At 73.1% G+C, this 20588-nt stretch carries 8 protein-coding genes; 7 read left to right on the forward strand and 1 reads right to left on the reverse strand.

Annotated features, from left to right (window positions below):
* Nucleotides 1-73: 73 nt before the first annotated feature.
* From AC1UKG_RS14730 to AC1UKG_RS14760, 7 genes are read left to right on the forward strand one after another with little or no spacing between them, the layout of a single operon-like run.
* Entirely contained in the window at nt 74-892 is an 819-nt protein-coding gene (locus AC1UKG_RS14730) for a DUF5829 family protein (RefSeq protein ID WP_482642517.1), read from the forward strand.
* A complete protein-coding gene (locus AC1UKG_RS14735) occupies nt 889-5988 on the forward strand; it encodes an amino acid adenylation domain-containing protein (protein ID WP_482642518.1) in 5100 nt (1699 codons plus the stop codon). Before AC1UKG_RS14730 ends, AC1UKG_RS14735 begins: the two co-directional genes overlap by 4 nt.
* Entirely contained in the window at nt 5988-10355 is a 4368-nt protein-coding gene (locus tag AC1UKG_RS14740; RefSeq protein ID WP_482642519.1) for a MupA/Atu3671 family FMN-dependent luciferase-like monooxygenase, read from the forward strand. Before AC1UKG_RS14735 ends, AC1UKG_RS14740 begins: the two co-directional genes overlap by 1 nt.
* Nucleotides 10355-14545, forward strand: coding sequence for a type I polyketide synthase (locus AC1UKG_RS14745; protein ID WP_050565248.1), 4191 nt, complete (start codon nt 10355-10357; stop codon nt 14543-14545). Before AC1UKG_RS14740 ends, AC1UKG_RS14745 begins: the two co-directional genes overlap by 1 nt.
* A complete protein-coding gene (locus AC1UKG_RS14750) occupies nt 14542-15777 on the forward strand; it encodes an amidohydrolase family protein (RefSeq protein ID WP_018742608.1) in 1236 nt (411 codons plus the stop codon). The genes AC1UKG_RS14745 and AC1UKG_RS14750 overlap by 4 nt, the downstream gene beginning before the upstream one ends.
* On the forward strand, nt 15774-16001 hold the full coding sequence (locus tag AC1UKG_RS14755) for an MbtH family protein (RefSeq protein WP_018742607.1): 228 nt from the start codon (nt 15774-15776) through the stop codon (nt 15999-16001). Before AC1UKG_RS14750 ends, AC1UKG_RS14755 begins: the two co-directional genes overlap by 4 nt.
* Nucleotides 15998-17689 carry an acyl-CoA carboxylase subunit beta gene (locus AC1UKG_RS14760; RefSeq protein WP_018813484.1) on the forward strand — a complete coding sequence of 564 codons (1692 nt, stop codon included), beginning with the start codon at nt 15998-16000 and terminating at the stop codon, nt 17687-17689. Before AC1UKG_RS14755 ends, AC1UKG_RS14760 begins: the two co-directional genes overlap by 4 nt.
* Here the strand turns inward: AC1UKG_RS14760 and AC1UKG_RS14765 are convergent, their stop codons facing one another.
* Nucleotides 17690-20560, reverse strand: coding sequence for an AAA family ATPase (locus AC1UKG_RS14765; RefSeq protein WP_475888957.1), 2871 nt, complete (start codon nt 20558-20560; stop codon nt 17690-17692). It abuts the gene before it with no gap.
* Nucleotides 20561-20588 lie beyond the last annotated feature (28 nt).

Here is a 20588-nt window from a genome sequence, read left to right on the forward strand (position 1 = left end):
AGACGGAAGGTCTGCCATGGCAACCGGCTGGACGCCAACCCGTAGTGTCGCAAAACCATTGCCGGACCATTTCATGGTGTTGCTGGACGGTGCCGCCTACAGCGAAGTGCGGTCGAATGATTTCCTCCATGACCGCTTCGCCCGGGTCAAGGGAAAGAACGTAAACAGCTCCCTGGCCGGCCGGTACACGACGGTGGGTCTCGCCGGACGCGAGACCCTGCTGGAACTGTTCGGTGCCCCCGTGCCCGGTCCCCGGCCGGTAACCGGTGGACTCGTCTTCTCGTTCCCGCGGATCGGCTCGGCGCTCGAGGCCCGGCGACTGCTCGCCGAGGAGTATGGGGTCAGCTCCCACCACGAGCTCGTCCGGCGCACCGAGCCGGGCAAATCCGACGGCCACCCCTGGTACCACCTGGTCAGTGTCGACCTCGGTGCGGACAGCCCCGTCGTGCTCTTCCTCAACGAGGTGACTCCCGAGTACTACGCCACCCTCGGCGTCCGGCCCGGGCCCGACGGAGAGCTGAGCCGCGCCGCGTACCTCGACGGGGTGCTCGGACCGTCGTCCGGCCCGGAGACGTTGATGGCCGACATCGCCGGCGCCACCCTACGGCTGCGCCCGGAACGCGTCCGGCGGGTGGCCACCGTGCTCGGCGCGCTCGGATACGCCCATGACAGTGCCGGCGCCGACACCGTCGTCCACGACGGCAGCATCCGGTTACGGCTACGCCCGGACGACACCGCGGTCGAGGGGCTGACGGAGGTCGAGGTCGCCCTCACTGCCACTGTGGACGCGGCCGAGTACCACTTCGGCGCGACCTGCCGGCTGGCTGTCGGGCCCGACGACCGGGCCCGGTGGAGCTTCACCCCGGTCGACCCCGCGGAGCTGCGGCGGTGAGCGGCCTCGACGGCACCGCCGACCGCGACCTGTCGGGCGCCACCGGACACGTGCCCAGCCACCGCCGGCTCCTCGCCGCAGCCCGGACCACCCCGGAGGCGGTGGCGCTGGAGTACCGCGACGAGCGGGTCAGCTACGCCGACCTGGACCGGCGCTCAGCGCGGCTGGCGGTGCTGCTACGCCGGCAGGGGGTGGGCCGCGGCAGCGTCGTGGCGGTGGCGCTCGAGCGCTCACCCGAGCTGGTGGTGACGATCCTCGGGGTGCTCCGGGCCGGCGCGGTCTGGGTACCGGTGGATCCGGCGTACCCGGCCGAGCGGTTGGCGCACATGGTGACCGACTCCGGCGCGCGGGCGCTGGTCGCCACGCCGGCCACTGCCGCCGCGCTGCCGCCCACTGCGGCGATCCGGCTGGATCCGGGGGCCGGCGCCGACGGGACGCCGCCGGACCCGGCCACCGGACCGGACGATCTGGCCTACCTGATCTACACCTCCGGCTCCACCGGACGCCCCAAGGGCGCCCTGCTCACCGATGGCGGTCTGGCCAACCTGTGCCGGGCGCAGGCCGAGCTGCTCGCCGTCCCGCGGCAGGCCCGGGTGCTCCAGTTCGCACCCGCCAGCTTCGACGCCTCCGTCTTCGAGCTGGCCATGGCGCTGGCCGCCGGGGCGACGCTGGTGCTCACCCCACGGCCGGCTATCGCACCCGGCCCGGACCTGGCAGCCACCCTCCGCGAGCTGCGGATCACCCACGTCACGCTGCCACCTTCCGTGCTCGCCACCCTCCCGGCCGGCGAGGAACTGCCCGAACTGCGAATGCTGGTGAGCGCGGGGGAACCGTTGCCGGTGGCGCTGGCCCGCCGGTGGGCACCGGGCCGCATCATGATCAACGCCTACGGCCCCACGGAGACAACCGTCTGGGCGACCGCCGCCACGGTCTCCCCCCATGACAGTCGACCCGGCATCGGATCGGCGATCCACGGCGTGTCCGTGCACGTCGTGGATGCGCACCTGCGGCCGGTGCCCGACGGGGAACCGGGCGAACTACTCATCGGCGGGGCCGGGGTGGCCCGCGGATACCACGGGGCGCCCACCCTGACCGCCGAACGGTTCGTGCCCGACCCGTTCACCGGCTTGCCCGGCGCGCGCCTCTACCGCTCCGGCGACCTGGTCCGGCGTGCCCCGGACGGCGGGCTGACCTTCCTGGGCCGCCTCGACGACCAGGTCAAGCTGCGTGGCTTCCGGATCGAGCCGGACGAGGTCACCGCCGTGCTCCGGGAACATCCGGCCGTCCGGGACGCGGCCGTGGTGGCCCGCGACGACGCAGGCGGCCCCCGCCTGGTGGCGTACGCCGTCGGCGACGAGCCACGACCGGAGCCGCTGGTCGCATACCTCGCCGCCCGGCTGCCGGCCTACCTGGTGCCCTCAGCCGTGGTGGCGCTGGACGAGCTGCCGTTGACTCCCAGCGGCAAGGTGGACCGGGCCGCGCTGCCCACGCCCGACCGGAGCAGCGCCGGCATCACCACCCAACCGGTGGCTCCCCGCTCCGCCACCGAGACCACCCTGGCCGCCCTGGTCGGGGAGCTGCTGGGGCTCGGCGAGGTCGGGGTGACCGACGACTTCTTCGCGCTTGGCGGGCACTCGCTGCTGGCCGGGCGACTGGTCGCGCGGATCCGCGCCGAGCTGGGACGCGAGGTGCCGCTGTCGGCTTTTCACCGCGCACCCACCGTCGAGGCGCTCGCCGAACTGGTGGACGCGGGCGAGCCGCCGGGACTTCCGCCGCTGGTGCCCACCGACCGCACCCGCCCCGTCCCGTTGGCGTACCCACAGGAGCGGATCTGGTACCTGGAGCAGCTGTCGCCGGGCAACCGGGCCTACCACGCCCAGGCGACCCTGCGGCTGCGCGGCCCGCTGGATCAGGACGTGCTGCGGGCCGCGTTGCACGAGCTGGTCCGCCGGCACGAGATCCTGCGTACCGCCTTCGTGGATGAGGGCGCCGGCCCGGAGCAGCGGATACATCCGCCCCTGCCGGTGAAGCTGCCGGTGACCGACCTGTCGCACCTGCCTGTGGCGCAACGGGAGGAGGTGGCGGAACGGCAGGTGGCCAGCTTCCTCACGGAGCCGTTCGACCTGCGCCGTCCACCGCTGGTCCGATGGGCGCTCATTCGCCATGACCGCGACGACCACACCCTGGTCCACGTCGAACATCACCTCGTCCACGACGGCTGGTCGTACGCGGTCTTCCTGGACGAGTTGGGCGTTGTGTACGCCGCGCTGGCCCAGGGCCGCCCGGTGCCCCTGCCCGAGGCCCCACAGTACGCCGACTTCGCCCGGTGGCAGCGCTCCTGGCTGCGCGGCGAGGTGCTGGACCGGCAGGTGGAGCGTTGGGCGGCGGAGCTGGCCGGAGCTCCCGCGGCGTTGGCCTTGCCGACCGACCGACCGCGGCCGTCGGTGCAGAGCTTCGCCGGCGCCGCGTTCCGGGTGGACCTGCACGTCGACCTGTGCCGACGGTTGCGCCGGTTCAGCCGTGAACGCGGTGTCACCCTCTACCCGACCATGCTCGCCGGCTTCGCTGCCCTGCTGTCCCGCCACAGTGGGCAGGAGGACCTGGTCATCGGTAGCGGGGTGGCCAACCGGCGGATCGTCGCGATTGAGCGGATGCTGGGCATGGTCGTCAACACCCTGCCGCTGCGGATCGATCTGCGCGGCCGCCCCGGGTTCGCGGAACTGGTCCGCCGAACCCACGACACGGCGGCCCGGATGTACGAGTGGCAGGACGTCCCGTTCGACCAGCTCGTCCGGCGGCTGGCGCCGGAGCGGGACCTGTCGCGTAACCCCCTGTTCCAGGTGATGTTCAGCTTCCACGACTCGGCGCTGCCGCCGCCCCGGTTCGCCGGGCTCACCGGCACGGTGCTGGAACGGCACAACGGCTCGGCCAAGACCGACCTCAACATCGTGGTGCTGCCCCGCGATGAGCAGCTGGCCGGCCACGGCCCGCGGGACGACGCTGCCCCCATCACCCTGATCTGGGAGTACGCCACCGACCTGTTCGACGCCGACACGATCCGTACGTTGGTCGACCGCTACCAGCGGCTGTTGGCGGCGGCGATGGCCGCGCCGGACCGGCCGGTGGGACAGACGCCGATGCTCACCGCCGAGGAGACGGACCGGCTGCTCACCGCCGGCCGCGGGACCCGGACCGCGTTCGGGGCGGACCGCAGCATCCCGGAGGTCTTCGCCGACCAGGTCGCCGCCCGCCCGAACGCGCCCGCCCTGACCGACGGCGACACCACGCTGACCTACGCCGAGCTGGACACCCGCGCGGAGAAGCTGGCCCGTCGCCTGCGCGACCGCGGGGTCGGGCGCGACACCGCGGTGGGCGTCCTCCTGGAGCGGGGCCCCGAACTGGTGACCGTCCTGCTGGCGGTACTCAAGGCCGGCGGCGGGTACGTTCCCCTCGACCCCGGCTACCCGGTGGGCCGGCTGGGCTGGATGTTGGCCGACTGCGGGGCAGCGGTGGTGGTGTCCCGGCGGGCGTTGGCCAACCGCCTGCCCGACTCGGCCCGGGCCGACCTGGTGCTGCTCGACCGGGTCGACGAGCCGGCGGAGGCGTCGCGTCCGCGGCGGCCGGCGGCCGCGCCGACGAGCCTGGCGTACGTGCTCTACACCTCCGGCTCCACCGGGCGGCCCAAGGGCGTGATGGTGGACCACCGGGCCGTGCTGCGGCTGGTGCGGGCCACCGACTACCTGCGGTTCGGGCCGGGGGAGCGGTTCGCGCAGGTCGCCGATGCGTCGTTCGACGCGTTGACCTTCGAGCTGTGGGGCGCACTGCTGCACGGCGGGACGGTCTGTGTGGTGCCGAAGGAGGCGGTGCTCACCGCCGGAGGGCTCGGCGAGTGGCTGCGTCGGTACGGCGTAACCAGCATGTTTCTCACCTCGGCGCTGTTCAACGAGGCGATGGCCACCCACCCGGACAGTTTTGCCGGGGTGACGAACCTGCTCGTTGGAGGGGAGGCGCTCCACGCCGAGCGGGTCCGGCGGCTACTGCGCTCGTCCGCGCGGCCCCGCCGGGTGCTCAACGGGTACGGACCGACCGAGACGACGACCTTCGCCGTCGTGCACGAGATCGACGACGTGCCCGACCACGCGACCACCATCCCGATCGGACGCCCCATCGCCAACACCACCGCGTACGTGCTGGACCGGTACCTCGCACCGGTGCCCACGGGCGTGACCGGGGAGCTGTACCTGGGCGGCCCGGGGGTGGCCCGTGGGTACGTCGACCGGCCCGGCCTGACCGCGGAGCGTTTCGTGCCAGACCCGTTCGCCGGTGCCGGCAGCCGGCTCTATCGCACCGGGGACCTGGTCCGCTGGCGGCCCGACGGCAGGCTGGACTTCCTCGGCCGGGCTGACGACCAGGTCAAGATCCGGGGATTCCGGATCGAGCCGGGTGAGGTGGAGGCGGCCCTGGTGACCCACCCGGAGGTGGCCGGAGCGGTGGCGACCGTGGTCGACGACGGCGGTGGCCAGCGGCTGGTGGCCTTCGTGACGACGGCGGGCGCGGCCCCGTCCCCGGCGGCGCTGCGCGAATTCCTCGCTGAGCGACTGCCGCCGTACCTGGTGCCGGCGCGCATCGTCGCGCTGCCGGCACTGCCGCTCAACGCGCACGGCAAGGTGGACCGCTCGGCGCTCCCGGTTGCCGAGCTGGGCCAGGCCGCCACCGTCGTCGACAGCACGCCGCCGTCTGGGCCGACGGAGCAGTCGATCGCGCAGCTCAGCGCCGCCCTGCTCGGGGTGGAGCGGGTGGGCCGCCACGACGACTTCTTCGCCCTCGGCGGGCACTCGCTGCTGGCCATGCGCCTGGTCACCTTGACCAACCAGGAGTTCGGCCGGGAGGTGCCACTACGCGCCTTCCTGGAGCGACCCACCGTCGCCCACCTCGCGTCGGTGGTCGACGCGGCGGACCGGTTGCGGACGGCGGCCCCGGAGATCCGGCAGTCCGGCCCGCGCGCCGCGCAACACCTGCTCGACAAGGTCGACGAACTCTCCGACGAGCAGGTGGAACGCCTGCTCGCCGACCTGGCGGAAGGCGAGGCGAACTGATGACCGACACCGTCCCGCCCGCGGACGGCAGCTCTGCCCGTCGGGCCTTGCTCACCGAACGACTACGGCAGCGGGCGCGGCGCAGCCACCCGTTGTCGTACCCACAGCAGCGGTTGTGGTTCCTCGACCAGCTCGACCCGGAGAACCCGGTCTACAACATTCCGCTCGGCTGGCGGATCAGCGGCCCGCTGGACGTGCCGGCCCTGGAATGGGCGCTCACCGAGTTGGTCCGCCGGCACGAGGCGCTGCGCACGGTCTTTCGCACCGTCGACGGCCAGCCGCGTCAGGTGGTAGCGCCCGCCGCTCCGATCCGGATCGTCGTGGTCGATGTCGACGACGACGAGGAGGCGGCGCGACGGGAGGCCCGGACCGGGTTCGACCTGACGACCGGGCCGCTGCTCCGGGTCACCCTGCTGCGCGTCGGCCCCACCGAGCACCGGCTCTGCCTGACGGTCCACCACATCGCCTGCGACGGCTGGTCGATCCGGGTGCTGGAGCGGGAGATCTCCGCGTTGTACCGCCAGGCCGTCGACGGGACACCCGCGGGCCTCGACGAGCCGGTGACCCAGTACGCCGACTTCGCCGAGTGGCAGGTCGCCAGGCTGCGCGACGGCGGGCCGCAGGAGGTGATCGCCTACTGGCACCAGCGGCTGCGCGGAGTGCCGGACGTTGTCAGCCTGCCGACGGACCGGCCGCGGCCGCCGACCCAGACATACCGGGGCGGGCACCTGTCCGTCGACCTGCCGGGCGCGGCGGCGGTCGCCGCGGTGGGCCGGCCGGTGGGGGCGACACCCTTCGCCGTGCTGCTGGCAGCCTTCGCGGTGCTGGTCCGGACGCACACCGGCGGCAACGAGGTGGTTGTCGGCTCCCCGGTCGCCGGGCGTCTCCGACCGGAGCTCGACGGGCTGGTCGGCTTCTTCGCCAACACGCTTGTGCAGCGGCTGGACGTGACCGGGCGGCCCACGTTCCGGGAACTCGTCCGTCGGGCCCGGGACGAGTCCCGGGCCGCGGTGGCCCACCAGGAGCTGCCGTTCGAGCTGCTGGTGGAGCAGCTGCATCCGAACCGGGACCTGGCCCACAACCCGCTGTTCCAGGTGCTGTTCAGCTACCACGAGGCGGACCCGCGCGGGCTGGAGCTGACCGGCGCCCGGGTCCGACCGGTGCCCGGTGACAGCGGCACCGCCAAGTTCGACCTGAGTGTCAGTGTGACCCGGGTCGAGGACGTCCTGTCGGCCCGCATCGAGTACAGCGAGGACCTGTACGAACGCGGCACCGCAGGTCGGCTGGCCGACGGGTTTCGTACCGTGCTGGCCGCCGGGATCGCCGACCCGGACCTGCCGATCGACGACCTGCCGGTGCTGACCCCCGAGGAGCGGCGGCGGATGCTCGTCGACTGGAACGACACCGCCGCGGCCCAGCCGCCGGACACCCTGGTGCACGAGTTGTTCGCCCGGCGGGTCGCCGAGACACCGGGCCTGCCGGTCCTGCGCGAGGCCCGGCAGGCCCCGGAGGAGGCCCTGACCTACCGACAGCTCGACGAGCGGGCCGAGCGGCTGGCGGCGCGGCTGCGCGCGGCGGGGGTCGGGCCGGACGTCCCCGTCGGGGTGTTCCTCGACCGCGGCGTCGATCTGGTGGTCACCCTGCTCGGCATTCTCCAGGCCGGCGGGGCCTACCTGCCGCTGGATCCGACGTACCCGGTGGGGCGGCTGTCGTTCATGGTGGCGGACTCCGGCGCGCCCGTGGTGGTCACCCACTCGGGGCTGGATGGTCGGCTCGAGCCGCTGCCGGTGCCCCGGCTGCTGCTGGACGACGCGGTGGAGGCCACGCCCGGTGCGCCCGGCGTGCGTCCACGCCCGGAGAACCTGGCGTACCTGACCTACACCTCTGGCTCCACCGGGCGACCCAAAGGGGTCCTGGTGACACACCGCAACGTCGGCAACTTCTTTGTCGGCATGGACGCGGTGCTGGGCGCCGGGGAGCCGGGTACCTGGCTCGCCGTCACCAGCGTCTCCTTCGACATCTCGGTGTTGGAGCTGCTCTGGACCCTGGCCCGGGGGCACCGGGTGGTGCTACGGGCGGACGAGCGGCAGGGGCACGAGGGGGCGGTGGCGGCGGAGGTGCAGGCCCGGCACGTCGACTTCAGCCTCTTCTATTTTGGCGGCGACGACGGCGCCGATCCGGCCGACCGCTACCGACTGCTGCTCGACGGCGCCCGGTTCGCCGACCGCAACGGCTTCGCCGCCGTCTGGACCCCGGAACGGCACTTCCACGAGTTCGGCGGGTTGTACCCGAACCCGGCGGTGACCGGGGCGGCGGTCGCCGCCGTGACCGAGCGGGTGGCGGTGCGGGCCGGAAGCGTCGTCCTGCCGCTGCACGACCCGCTGCGGGTGGCGGAGGAGTGGGCCGTGTTGGACAACATCTCACACGGCCGGGCCGGCATCTCCATCGCCTCCGGCTGGCAGCCAACCGACTTCGCCCTCGCCCCCGAGCACTACGCCGACCGCAAGGCGCGAATGGTGACCGCGCTCGCCGAGGTGCGGCGGCTGTGGGCCGGTGAGACGGTGACCCGACGTGGCGGCACCGGGGCCGAGGTGCGGGTCGGCACCCACCCCCGGCCGGTGCAGGAGCGGCTGCCGGTCTGGGTGACCAGCGCCCGCAACGTGGAGACCTTCGAGCTGGCCGGTCAGCTCGGCGCGGGGCTGCTCACCCACTTGCTGGGGCACACCGCCGAGGAGCTGGCCGGCAAGATCGAAGCGTACCGGCGGGCGTGGCGCGCGGCGGGGCACGATGGGGACGGCCACGTGGCACTGATGGTGCACACCTTTGTCGACCCGGACACCGAGCGGGTGCGCAAGCTGGTCCGCGAGCCGCTCAAGGCATACATCCAGTCGTCGTTCGACCTACTCTCCGGCCTGGGGGCGGCGCTCGGCCGGCCCGGAGACTTCCGGGACCTCCCCGCCGACGAGCTGGCCGAGCTGGTCGAGCGGGCCTTCGACCGCTTCTTCGACACCGCGGCCCTGCTCGGCACGCCGGAGCGCTGCGCCGACACGGTCGACCGGCTCAAGGGCATCGGCGTGGACGAGATCGCCTGTCTGGTCGACTTCGGCGCGCCGCACCGGGAGGTGCTCGCCAGCCTGGAGCACCTGGCCGGCGTACGGCGGATCGTGACGGCCCGGCGAGCCGCCGCGCTCGACGACGAGCCGCTCGGCGACCAGCTGCGTCGCTGCGGCATCACCCACCTGCAGTGCACCCCGTCCCTGGCCGGGGTGCTCGCCGACGATCCGGCGTCCCGGGCCACGTTGGGTGACCTGCGCCACCTGCTGGTGGGTGGGGAGGCGCTGCCGGCCCCGCTGGCGACGACCCTGGCCGCCGCCGTGCCCGGGAGCGTGCACAACATGTACGGTCCGACCGAGGCCACCGTCTGGGCCACCACCGACCCGGTGCGCCCCGACGGCGGGCCGGTGACCATCGGGCGCCCACTGGCCAACACCCGGGCCTACGTCGTCGACGCGCGGCTGCGGCCGGTGCCGCTCAACGCCCCCGGCGAGCTGTTGATCGGGGGGGAGGGGGTGGCGCGCGGCTACCACCGGCAGCCCGGTCTGACCGCCGCGCGGTTCGTACCCGACCCCTACCGGGCCGACGGGAGCCGGCTCTACCGCACCGGCGACCTGGTTCGCTGGCGGCCCGACGGCAGGCTGGAGTTCCTCGGCCGGATCGATGCCCAGGTGAAGATCCACGGGCACCGGATCGAGCTCGGTGAGATCGAGAACGTGATCGCCGCGCACCCACAGGTGCGCAGCGCGGTCGTGCTGGTCCGGGGTGAGGGGGCGCACGCGACGCTGGTGGCCTACTGCGTACCGGCGGCCGATTCCGATCCGCAGCCGGAGCACGTTCGCGCGGTCGCCCGCAAGAGCCTGCCGGAGTACATGGTGCCGGCCCGGGTGGTCCTGCTCGCGGAGCTGCCCGTGACCCCGAACGGGAAGGTCGACCGGGGACGGCTGCCTGACGGCCTCGAGGAGCGGACGACCGCGTACCGGCCGCCGCGGACGGACCTGGAACGCATCATCGCCGACGTCTGGGCGGAACTGCTCGGCCGTGACCGCATCGGCGCCGACGACCACTTCTTCAGCGTGGGCGGCAACTCGCTGCTCGCGGTCCAGGCACGCAGCCGGCTGCTGGCCCGCGGGGTCGCCGGGGTGTCCCTGGTGGACATCTTCCGGTATCCCACCCTGCACGAGCTGGCGGCCTCGCTGACCGCCGGTACGGATGCCCTGGACGTGGAGCTGGACCAGGTCCGGCGGTCGGCCGACCGCCGGACCGCTCGGTACGCCGCCACCGCCCGTCACCGTCGAGAGCGGAGCAGTTGATGACCGAGGAGTACGACGGCGCGGAGCCGATCGCGATTGTCGGGATGGCGGCCCGGGTGCCCGGCGCCGAGGGGGTCGACCCGTTCTGGGCGGCGATGCGCGACGGCGTCGAGTCGATCTCCCGGTTCGACCGGTCGGAGCTGCTGGCCGCTGGCGTGGAGGCACAGGCACTGGACGCACCCGACTACGTTCCCGCCGCCGCGGTGATCGATGACGCGGACGCATTCGACCCGGACTTCTTCGGCCTCACCGTCCGTGAGGCCGAGGTGCTGGACCCGCAGCAGCGGGTGCTGCTGGAATGCGCCTGGACGGCGCTGGAGGACGCCGGGCACCATCCCGCGGGGACCCGGGGGCAGATCGGCGTCTTCGTCGGCACGTTCATGAACAAGTACCTGGCCGCGAACCTGGGTACGAACCCGCGGTTCATGCGGTCCCCGATGGCGCCGGCCGCGCGGATCTTCAACGACAAGGACTTCCTGGCGACCCGGCTGGCCTACCTGTTCGACCTGGACGGGCCGGCCTGCACGGTCCAGACGGCCTGCTCGACCTCGCTGGTGGCGGTCCACCTGGCCTGCCAGTCTCTGCTCAGTTACGAGTCGGACCTGGCGCTGACCGGCGGGGTCACGGTCAACCTGCCGCTGCGGGCCGGCTATCCGGTGGTCGACGGCGGCCTGTTCAGCGCCGATGGGCACTGCCGCCCGTTCGATGCCGCCGCGTCGGGCACCGTACCGGGCAACGGTGCGGTGGTGCTGCTGCTGCGTCGGCTCGCGGACGCGGTCGAGGACGGCGACCACGTCTACGCCCTCATCCGCGGCACCGCGGTCAACAACGACGGGCGGAACAAGGCCGGGTTCACCGCGCCCAGCGTCCACGGGCAGGCGAAGGTGGTCGCCGCGGCCCAGGCCGTCGCCGGTGTCGACGCCGGTTCGATCGGTTACCTGGAGGCGCACGGCACCGCCACCGCCGTCGGCGATCCGATCGAGGTGGCGGCCCTGACGCGGGCGTTCCGCGCCGGCACCGATCGGCGCGGCTACTGTGCCCTCGGCTCGGTCAAGGCCAACGTGGGGCACCTCGACGCGGCCGCCGGGGCGGCCGGGCTGATGCGCGCCGCGCTGGCCCTGCGGCACCGACAGATCCCACCGAGCGTGAACTTCACCGCGCCCAACCCGGAACTGTGCCTCGCCGAGAGCCCGTTCTACGTGCCGACCCGGCTCACCCCGTGGGCGCCCGGTCCGCAGCCGCGCAGGGCCGGGGTCAGCTCGTTCGGGGTGGGCGGCACCAACGCGCACGCGGTGCTGGAGGAGGCGCCGGCACGAGTCGCGACGACCAACCGCCGGCCATGGCAGGTGTTGCCGCTGTCCGCCCAGAGCCGGGCGGCCCTGGACCGGCTCACCGAGCGGCTCGGCGCACACCTGGTGGCCCATCCCGAGCTGGACCTCCCCGACGTGGCCTTCACTCTCCAGGATGGGCGGCGTACCCACGAGGTGCGCCGGATCGTGGTGGCGGAGGACAGCGCCGACGCGGCGGCGGTCCTCGGCGGCGCGGAGCCGGGGCGGCTGCACACCCGGACCGGCGACCGGGACCGTCGGGTGGTCTTCGCTTTCCCCGGCGGCGGCTTCCAACACCAGGAGATGGGCCGGGACCTCTACCGCACCGAGCCGGTCTTCCGCGCCGAGGTGGACCGCTGCGCGGAGTTGCTGCGGCCCCGGCTCGACGTGGACCTGCGTGCCGTGCTGTACCCGTCGCTGACCGGAGCGGCGCGCCGACGTCGGAGCCTGGGCCGTGCCGCCGGACCGGTCGCAGTCTCCGCTCTCTTCGTCACCGAGTACGCCCTGGCGAGCCTCTGGCAGGCCTGGGGGGTACGGCCCGTCGGCATGATCGGGCACAGCCTCGGCGAGTACGTCGCCGCCTGTGTGGCCGGGGTCTTCGACCTGCCCGACGCCCTGGAGATCACCCTGGCCCGGGGCGAGCTCTTTGCCCAACTGCCCCCGGGCCGGATGCTGACGGTGGCCGCGCCGGTCGAGGAGGTGGAGCCGCTGCTCGACGAGCGGCTGTCGGTCGCCGCCGTCAACGGTCCTCGGCTCACCGTCGTCGCCGGACCGGACGTCGACATCGACCGGTTCGCCGCCGAGTTGGTCGGGCGGGCGGTGGAGTGCAGCCGGATCAACGTGCCGGTGGCGAGCCACTCCTGGATGGTCGAGCCGTACCTGGACGTATTCACCCGCCGGGTGAAGGCGCTGCGCCCGCGGGCGCCACGGATCCCGTTCGTGTCCTGCGTGACCGGCGCCTGGATCACCGCGGAGGAGGCCACCGACCCGCACTACTGGGCCCGGCACCTGCGGGAGCCGGTCCGCTTCGGTGCCGGCTTGCGCACGGCGCTCGCCGAGCCCGACCGGCTGCTGCTGGAGGTAGGGCCGGGGGAGGGGTTGACCGCACTGGCCTCCGCCGCCGGGCTGGCCCCGATGCCCCAAGCGATCTCGTCGATGGGGCACCCGCGCGCGCCGGAGCCGGAACCGGCCCACCTCGCCGGGGCCCTCGGCCGGCTGTGGCAGGCCGGGGTCGAGGTGGACTGGCGGGCGGTGCACGGCCAGGACCGGCCGCAGCGCGTCAGCCTCCCCGGATACCCCTTCCAACGCCGCCGGTACTGGATCTCCCCGGGGCGCGCCGTCCACACCGAATCCGACGAACCGCAGGAGCCGGCCCGCACCGAGGACATCGGGCCCGACGACCACCTTCCGCCGCGCACCGAGCGGGAACGCCAGGTGGCCGCACTCTGGTCCGACCTGCTGGGCGTCGACCGGATCGGGGTGGACGTGGACCTGTTCTCCCTGGGCGCCCACTCCCTCATGATCACTCAGGCGGCCCGGGAACTGCGCCGGCTCAGTGGCCGAGACATCACCGCTCGCCAGGTGCTCCAGACGCCGACCGTCGCGGCACACGCCGCGCTGGCCGACGGACGGGCCGTCGACCCGGCCATGGCCGCCGGTGACGACCTGGCTGCCGACGTCGTGCTCGACCCCGCGATCACCGCCGCCGGACTGCCCGCACCCTGGTCCGGTCCGCCCCGAACAGTGCTGCTCACCGGCGCCACCGGCTTCGTCGGGGCATTCCTCTGCGCCGAACTGGCGGAGCGCACCTCGGCGCAGATTCGGTGCCTGGTCCGGGCCGCTGATCCGGCCGAGGGGGCGGAACGGCTGCGGGCTGCCCTGGAATCGTACGGGCTGCGGTGGCCGGGCGCCGAGCGGATCCGCGTGATCCCCGGCGACCTGAGCCTTCCGCGGCTGGGGCTCGCCGCCGAGGAGTACGCGCGGCAGGCCACCGAGCTCGACGTCATCCACCACTGCGGAGCCCAGGTCAACTTCGTCCGCCCGTACCGGTTCCTGCGGGCCACCAACGTCCGCGGCACCGAGGAGGTGCTCCGGCTGGCCACCACCACCGTGCTGAAGCCGGTGCACCACATCTCCACGCTGGCCGTACTCGCCGGCGCGGTGGCCACCGGCGTGTCGGAGGTCCGGGAGGACGACCCCCTGCCGCCGCCCGTCGGGCACGACACCGCGTACAGCCAGAGCAAGTGGGTGGCCGAGGGGCTGGTGGGGTTGGCCCGGGAACGCGGCGTTCCGGTCTCGGTCTACCGGGCCGGGGCGGTGCTGCCCGACAGCCGCACCGGTGCGGCCAACCGCGAGGACTACGTGACCAAGGTGATCCAGGGTTGCGTCGAGCTGGGCGCCGCCCCGGCCCGCCGGTACGAACTGGCGGTGGCCAGCGTCGACCACGTGGCGCGGTTGGTGGTCGGGCTCTCGGTCCGGCCCGGGACCCGGGGGGCGACCTTCCACACCGTGCACCCGGCGCCGCTGGCCTGGAACACGATTTTCGCGCAGCTCCGTCGCTGCGGTCACCAGGTGCGGTCGGTGAGCTGGGACGACTGGCGGGCGGAGCTGACCAGGGCGGTCGAGGAGGACGACGCGGCGAACGCCCTCGCCCCACTGATGGCGATGCTGGGCGAGGTGGCGGACCGGGACATGCCCCGGATGGACTGCGGCAACGTGCTCGCCGGTCTGCCCCCCGAGGCATCGCGGGCACCCGACCTTGACGAGCCCTTCTTCGACAAGATGTTTGGCCACTTCGTCCGGTCGGGCTGGTTGCCACGCCCGCAGCAACCGGCACCCGAGGGGGAGGAGCCCCGTCCATGACCACGCTGCTCACCGGTGCGACGCTGATTGACGGTCTGGGAGGTGAACCCGTGCCCCGCGCCGACGTGCTCGTCGACGGCGACCGGATCCGCGCCGTGGGGGAGCAATGTCCACCCGCCGACGCCGACGTGCTGGACCTGAGCGGGCTCACCCTACTGCCCGGGCTGATCGACGCTCACGTACACCTCGGCTACTCCAGCGAGATGCGGGCCATGCTCAGTGCGGAGCTGTCGGTAGCCGAACGGGCGGCGGACATCTTCCGCAACCTGCGCGAGACCCTGGAGGGCGGCTTCACCGCGGTCCGCGACTGCGGTGGAATCGACCACGGCGTGCTGCGCGCCGTGGGGCGTGGCCTGGTCCCCGGGCCGCGGATCTGGGCGTCGGCGTCGCCGTTGACCCAGTGCGGGGGGCACGGTCACCTCGGCTCGCCGTTCCTGCCGCCGGACGCGCAGTTCCACTTCCGGGTCCGCGGCCTCACCGCGGTGGGGCGGATCTCCGACGGGCCGGACGAGGTGCGCAGGGCCGCCCGGGAGTGCTTCCGGCAGGGCGCGTCGTTCCTCAAGATGTCGGTCACCGGCGGGGTGGTGTCCATCGCAGATGATCTTTCCGACACCCAGTTCACCGTCGGTGAGATCGAGGTGGCCGTCCAGGAGGCCGCCGCCCGGAACACGTACGTGACGGTGCACGCACACAACGTTCACGGGATCCGCAACGCGGTGCGTGCCGGGGTCGGCTGCGTGGAGCACGGCACCGGCATCGACGAGCCGACGGCGGCCATGATGGCCGACCGGAGCGTACACCTGGTGCCGACGCTGACCATCGCCCGGTCGTTGCTGGACGACTTCGCGCAGCACGGGCTGCCTTCGCAGATCCGGGATCGGGTGGGCGACACCGAGCAGGGGATGGTCGACGGGATGTTGGCCGCCCGGGCGGCCGGGGTGCTGGTCGGCTCGGGGTCGGATCTGATCGGCCCCGACCAGCGGGGCCGGGGCCGGGAGGTCGCCCTGAAGGCGGCAGTTCTGGGGCCGATGGCGGCGATCATCTCGGCGACCTCGGTCAACGCCCGGATCATGCGGATTGATGGGCAGGTCGGCTCGGTCGAGGTGGGAAAACTGGCCGACCTGGTGGCGGTCGACTTCGATCCACTGGCGGAGCCAGCGGCGTTCGGCGACCCGGAACGCGTCGTGCTGGTGGTCAAGGGCGGCCGGATCGTCAAGGACGTCCGCAGGTGAGCGCGGCCGACAAGAGGGAGGACGGACAGGTGGACGAGGAGCGGTACGTCGTGGTCGTGAACGACGAGGAGCAGTACTCGATCTGGGAGGACGGTGCTCCCGTGCCCGGCGGCTGGACCCCGACCGGGTTCACCGGTGATCGGTCGGCGTGTCTGGCGCACATCGATGCGATCTGGACGGACCTGCGTCCGCGCAGCCTGCGGGTGGCCGCGGAGCAGGCGTGAGCGCACCGCCACGGACGGGTCGCCCGACCGCGACGCCGGACACCTCCGGCGCGGCGACCAGCTCCACGGGGCCGGCGGCCTCGGTCGGCGGTCGGTCCGTGGGTCCGGCGGTCGCGCCGGGGTCCGCTGATCCGGCGGTGACGACCGCGGAGCGGATCGCCGACCTGCGTAGCCGTCGGGAGCAGGCGCGACAGCCCGGGTCGGCCCGGTCAGCCCGTCGATTGGTGGCCCTGGGGCGGATGACCGCCCGGGACCGGATCGACCACCTGCTGGACGAGGGTTCGTTCGTGGAGACCGATCGACTCGCCCGACACCGGGCGCGGCACTACGGCATCGAGGCGGACCGCCCGTACGGCGACGCAGTGGTTACCGGCTATGGCACTGTCGACGGACGGCCCGTCTGCGTGTACGCGCAGGACGGCAGCACGCTCTCCGGCAGTGTCGGGGAGGTCTTCGGCGAGAAGGTGGGCAAGCTGCTGGAACTGGCGGTGCAGACGGGCTGCCCGGTCGTCGGTATCAACGACTCCAGCGGTGCCCGCCTACAGGAGGGGGTACTTGCGCTCGCCGCGTACGGTCGGGTGGCCCGCCGGGTGGTCGGTGCCTCCGGGGTGATCCCGCAGCTCTCACTCATCATGGGCGTCTGCGCCGGTGGCGCGGTGTACACGGCGGCGGCGACGGACTTCGTGGTGATGGTGGAGCGCACCTCTCACATGTTCGTCACCGGACCGGCGGTGATCCGGGCGGTCACCGGCGAGGACATCGGTTTGGAGGACCTCGGTGGGGCCCGGGTGCACACCGAGCGCACCGGCAACGCCCACTACCTGGCGACCGACGAGCAGGACGCCATCGACTACGTCCGCGAGCTGCTCGGCTACCTGCCCTCGAACAACCTCGACGAGCCCCCCGCCCTGCAGGTGGCTTCGGATCCGGAGGTCACCGGGGCGGACCTCGTCCTCGACCGAATCATCCCGGACGCACCGGAGCGTGGGTACGACATGCGGGCGGTCATCACCCACCTGGTCGACGACGGCGAGCTGCTGGAGGTGCATGACCGGTTCGCACCCAACCTGCTGTGCGGGTTCGCGCGGGTCGACGGCCGCACGGTCGGGGTCGTGGCGAACAACCCCCAGTGGCTGGCGGGCGCGCTGGACATCGACGCCTCCGAGAAGGGTGCACGTTTCGTCCGTTTCTGCGATGCCTTCAGTATCCCGCTGCTCACCCTCGTGGACGTGCCCGGCTTCCTGCCCGGAGCCGCGCAGGAGCACCACGGCATCATCCGGCGCGGGGCGAAGCTCGGGTTCTCCTACATCGAGGCCACTGTCCCGAAGGTCACCGTCATCGTCCGCAAGGCGTTCGGCGGTGGGTACGCGGTCATGGGCGCGAAGGAACTCGGCGCGGACCTCTGCGCGGCCTGGCCGACCGCCCAGATCGGCGTGATGGGGGCGGCCAGCGGGGTGGGCCTGCTCTGTCCTCGGGAGCTCGCCGAGGCGGACGGAGCGGGCCGGCAGGCGTTGTACGAGGAGTACGAACAGCGACTGGTCAGCCCGTACATCGCGGCCGAGCGGGGCAGCGTGGACGACGTGATCGTGCCGTCGGAGACCCGGCTGTGGGTGCAGCGGGCCTTCCGGACGTTGCGCACGAAGCGGGTGGTGTCCCCGCCTCGCAAGCACTCCAACATCCCGCTGTGATCAGCCCGCGACGCACAGCGCGACGGCCACCCGTGAGGTCACGTTGAGCTTGGTGAAGATGTGCGCCAGGTGCATCTCGACGGTCTTCTCGGTCACGAAGAGCCGTTGGGCGATGTGGCGGTTGGTCAGCCCCTCGCTGACCAGGGTGGCGACCTGACGTTCGCGTCTGGTCAGGGAGGCTACTCCGGCCTGCTGCACCTGGTGCCGGCGGCGGGGGACACGGGCGGCGAGTCGGCGGCGTTCCAGTCGGGCCTGCTTCAGGTACGCCACGGCGCCGCACTCCCTGAATGCCAACTCGGCGGCCTTGAGGTCGGCGGCGGCCCGCTCGCACTGCCCCTCGACGGCGAGCACGGTGCCGCCGACGAGCACGGCACGGGCGGCGTCGAGCACCAGGCCCGCGTCGTTCAACGTGGCCGCGGCGCGCTCGGACAGGTGGTACGCGTCGGCGTTACCCCGGGCCGCCGCGACCTGTGCGCGCGCCAACAGTGCCAGGCCGGTACGGCCGGACAGGCCCAGCGGCTCCGCCGTCTCTTCGGCCCGGTCGGCCCACGCCTGCGCGCTCTCGAGCTGACCAAGGGCCAGCGCGGCACGAGTCATGATCTCCGCCCACACCGGACGCGAGCAGTGTTCGGTGCGGTCCAGCGACAGCCCGCCGGCCCGCTCCACGAGGGTGGTGGCAGCGGCCGGATCGTTGCCGACGACGTACGCGTCGGCCAGCATCCGGCGGGCGAGCATCGACTTCCATTGGTCGACTCCGGGTAGGTGGGCCTCGGCGGGACCACTGTGCGCCAGGCCGGCGTCGTCACCGGTCAACGCGCCGATCCACCGCTGCATGGCCAGGGCGCAGGCGAAAAGCAGACCACTGCCGGAACGCTGGGCCAGGGCGAGTGCCTCTCGGGTAGCGTCGGTGGCCTCTCCCAACCGGCCCCGACTCCGCAGGGCGATCACCTTGGCGAGGTAGAGCGGGTGCAGCACGAGGCTCTGCTCCGCCCGTGTCGCGGCGGCCAGCGTCCGCTCCAGGTGCCGGAGGCCGTTGTCCCAGCGTTCGAGCAGCACTTCACCCCAGACCACCGAGATGGCAGCCTGGTGACTCGCCGTGAACTCGCCGTTGAGCATGGCGTCCAGTAGGTTCGCGGCCTCGTCGAGGTGACTGCCGGCGGCAGGCAGGTCGCCCCGGGCGGCGTCGGCCATCGCCAGCAGACCCAGCGCCGCGGCCTGGTAGGGCCGCACACAGTGGCGCTGGCTGCTGCGCAGCACCTGGACGGCGTTGGCCCGGCCCGCGTCGATCTCACCCGCGGCGAGGTCTCCGGAGGCCCGCTCGAACAGCAGGATGGCCCGAGCCATGCCATCCTGCTGGTGGGGGCTGTTCAGCTCCGCGCGCAGCAGTGCGTCGGCCTCGTCCCGGTGTAACAGCAGGCGCTCGATCAGCACGCAGAACGCCATCGCGCGGGCGCGCCGGTCGGCCGGGGTCGCCGGCAACAGTTCCAGTGCCTCGTGCATGACCTCCCGGCTGGCCTCGAGCTGACCGTTGAGGCCGAGCGCCTCGGCCAGGCTGACCAGCAGGGTCGCTCGACGCCGGCGGTCGGTGTCGGCCGGTAGAATGCGCAGCGCGGCACGCAGCCAGGCCACCGACGAGGCGACTGAGACGCGCCGGGCCGTGGCCGCGGCCCGTTCCAGCACCGCCACGGCGGCCAGGTCACCACGCGGGGCGGCGTGCTGCAGGTGGTGGGCGAGGGCGGTGGCGCTGGCGCCGCGTCGTCGGAGCACCGCCATCGTCTGGGCGTGCAGCGCGATCCGCTGCCCCGGGCTGGTGTTCTGGTAGAGGGCCTGGCACAGCAGGGGGTGCCGAAAGCCGTAGCGGCGTCCATCCCGGGTGGGGCGGACGAGATCGAGCGCGGTCAGCTCATCGAGGCGTTCGACGACGTCCTGCTCGTGGTGACCGGTCACTTCGGCCAGTAGGTCGGCGCTGAACGGCGCGCCGGCCACCGCCGCCGCGTGGGCGAGCTGGCGTGCCGCTGTCGACGCCTGCTCGACCTCGCCGAGCAGGCGGAGGTTGGTCGAGTTGAGTAGTTGCGGGCAGTCGGCGACAGTGGTCTGGCCTGGATGGTGTCCGAGCCGGGCCAGGGATTCCAGGTAGAGCGGGATTCCGTGACTGGCGTCGTAGAGCTCGCGGACGGTGGAGCGGCTGCGACCCCCGCCGATCAGCGCGGCGGCGTCGTCCTCGCTGATCGGACCGAGTTGCAGGTTGCGGATGGTCCTGCTGTCGGCCAACAGGGTGTGCAGGCGCAGCGGCGCCTGCCGCTGCCGGTAGGCCAGGACGACCACCAGGGGCAGCCGGGGCGTCTCGCGAACCAGCCCACCGATCAGCCGGGTGGTGTCATCGTCCGCGTGGTGGATGTCGTCGAGGAGCAGCAGGCTGGTGGGTGTGGCCGGGGCGCCGACCAGCCGCGCGAGTACCGCCTGGCTTGCCTGGTCGGGGTGGTGCGGTAGCGACCCGGTGTCGGTGACCGAGCCGAACGGCGTCGGAAGGCCGGCCGTGCCGGCTTCGGCCGGCTGGTCGATGTCGGCCAGCGCCTCCAGCAGCGGCGCGTAGGAGGACCGACGGTACAGCGGGTAGCCGCGTCCGGCGAGGACCCGGAGCCCCTGCTCGGTGCCGACGTGCCGGAACTCGGCGAGTAGCCGGCTCTTCCCGATGCCCGGGTCGCCGGTGACGACGAGAATCTGGGTGCGCCCCGCGCGGGCGCGGTCGAGGGCACGCCGGAAGACGTCGAGTTCCCCGCACCGACCGACAAGGGGGCCGGCGGGGCCGAGGCTCGTCGCCGCGTGATCGTCGGTGGCCGTGGAGAGTGCCGCGTCGAAACGGTGCACCATCGCCCCCTGTCGCCGTTGAGCCGACATC

It is taken from the genome of Salinispora sp. CH2A1_6, assembly GCF_056820975.1.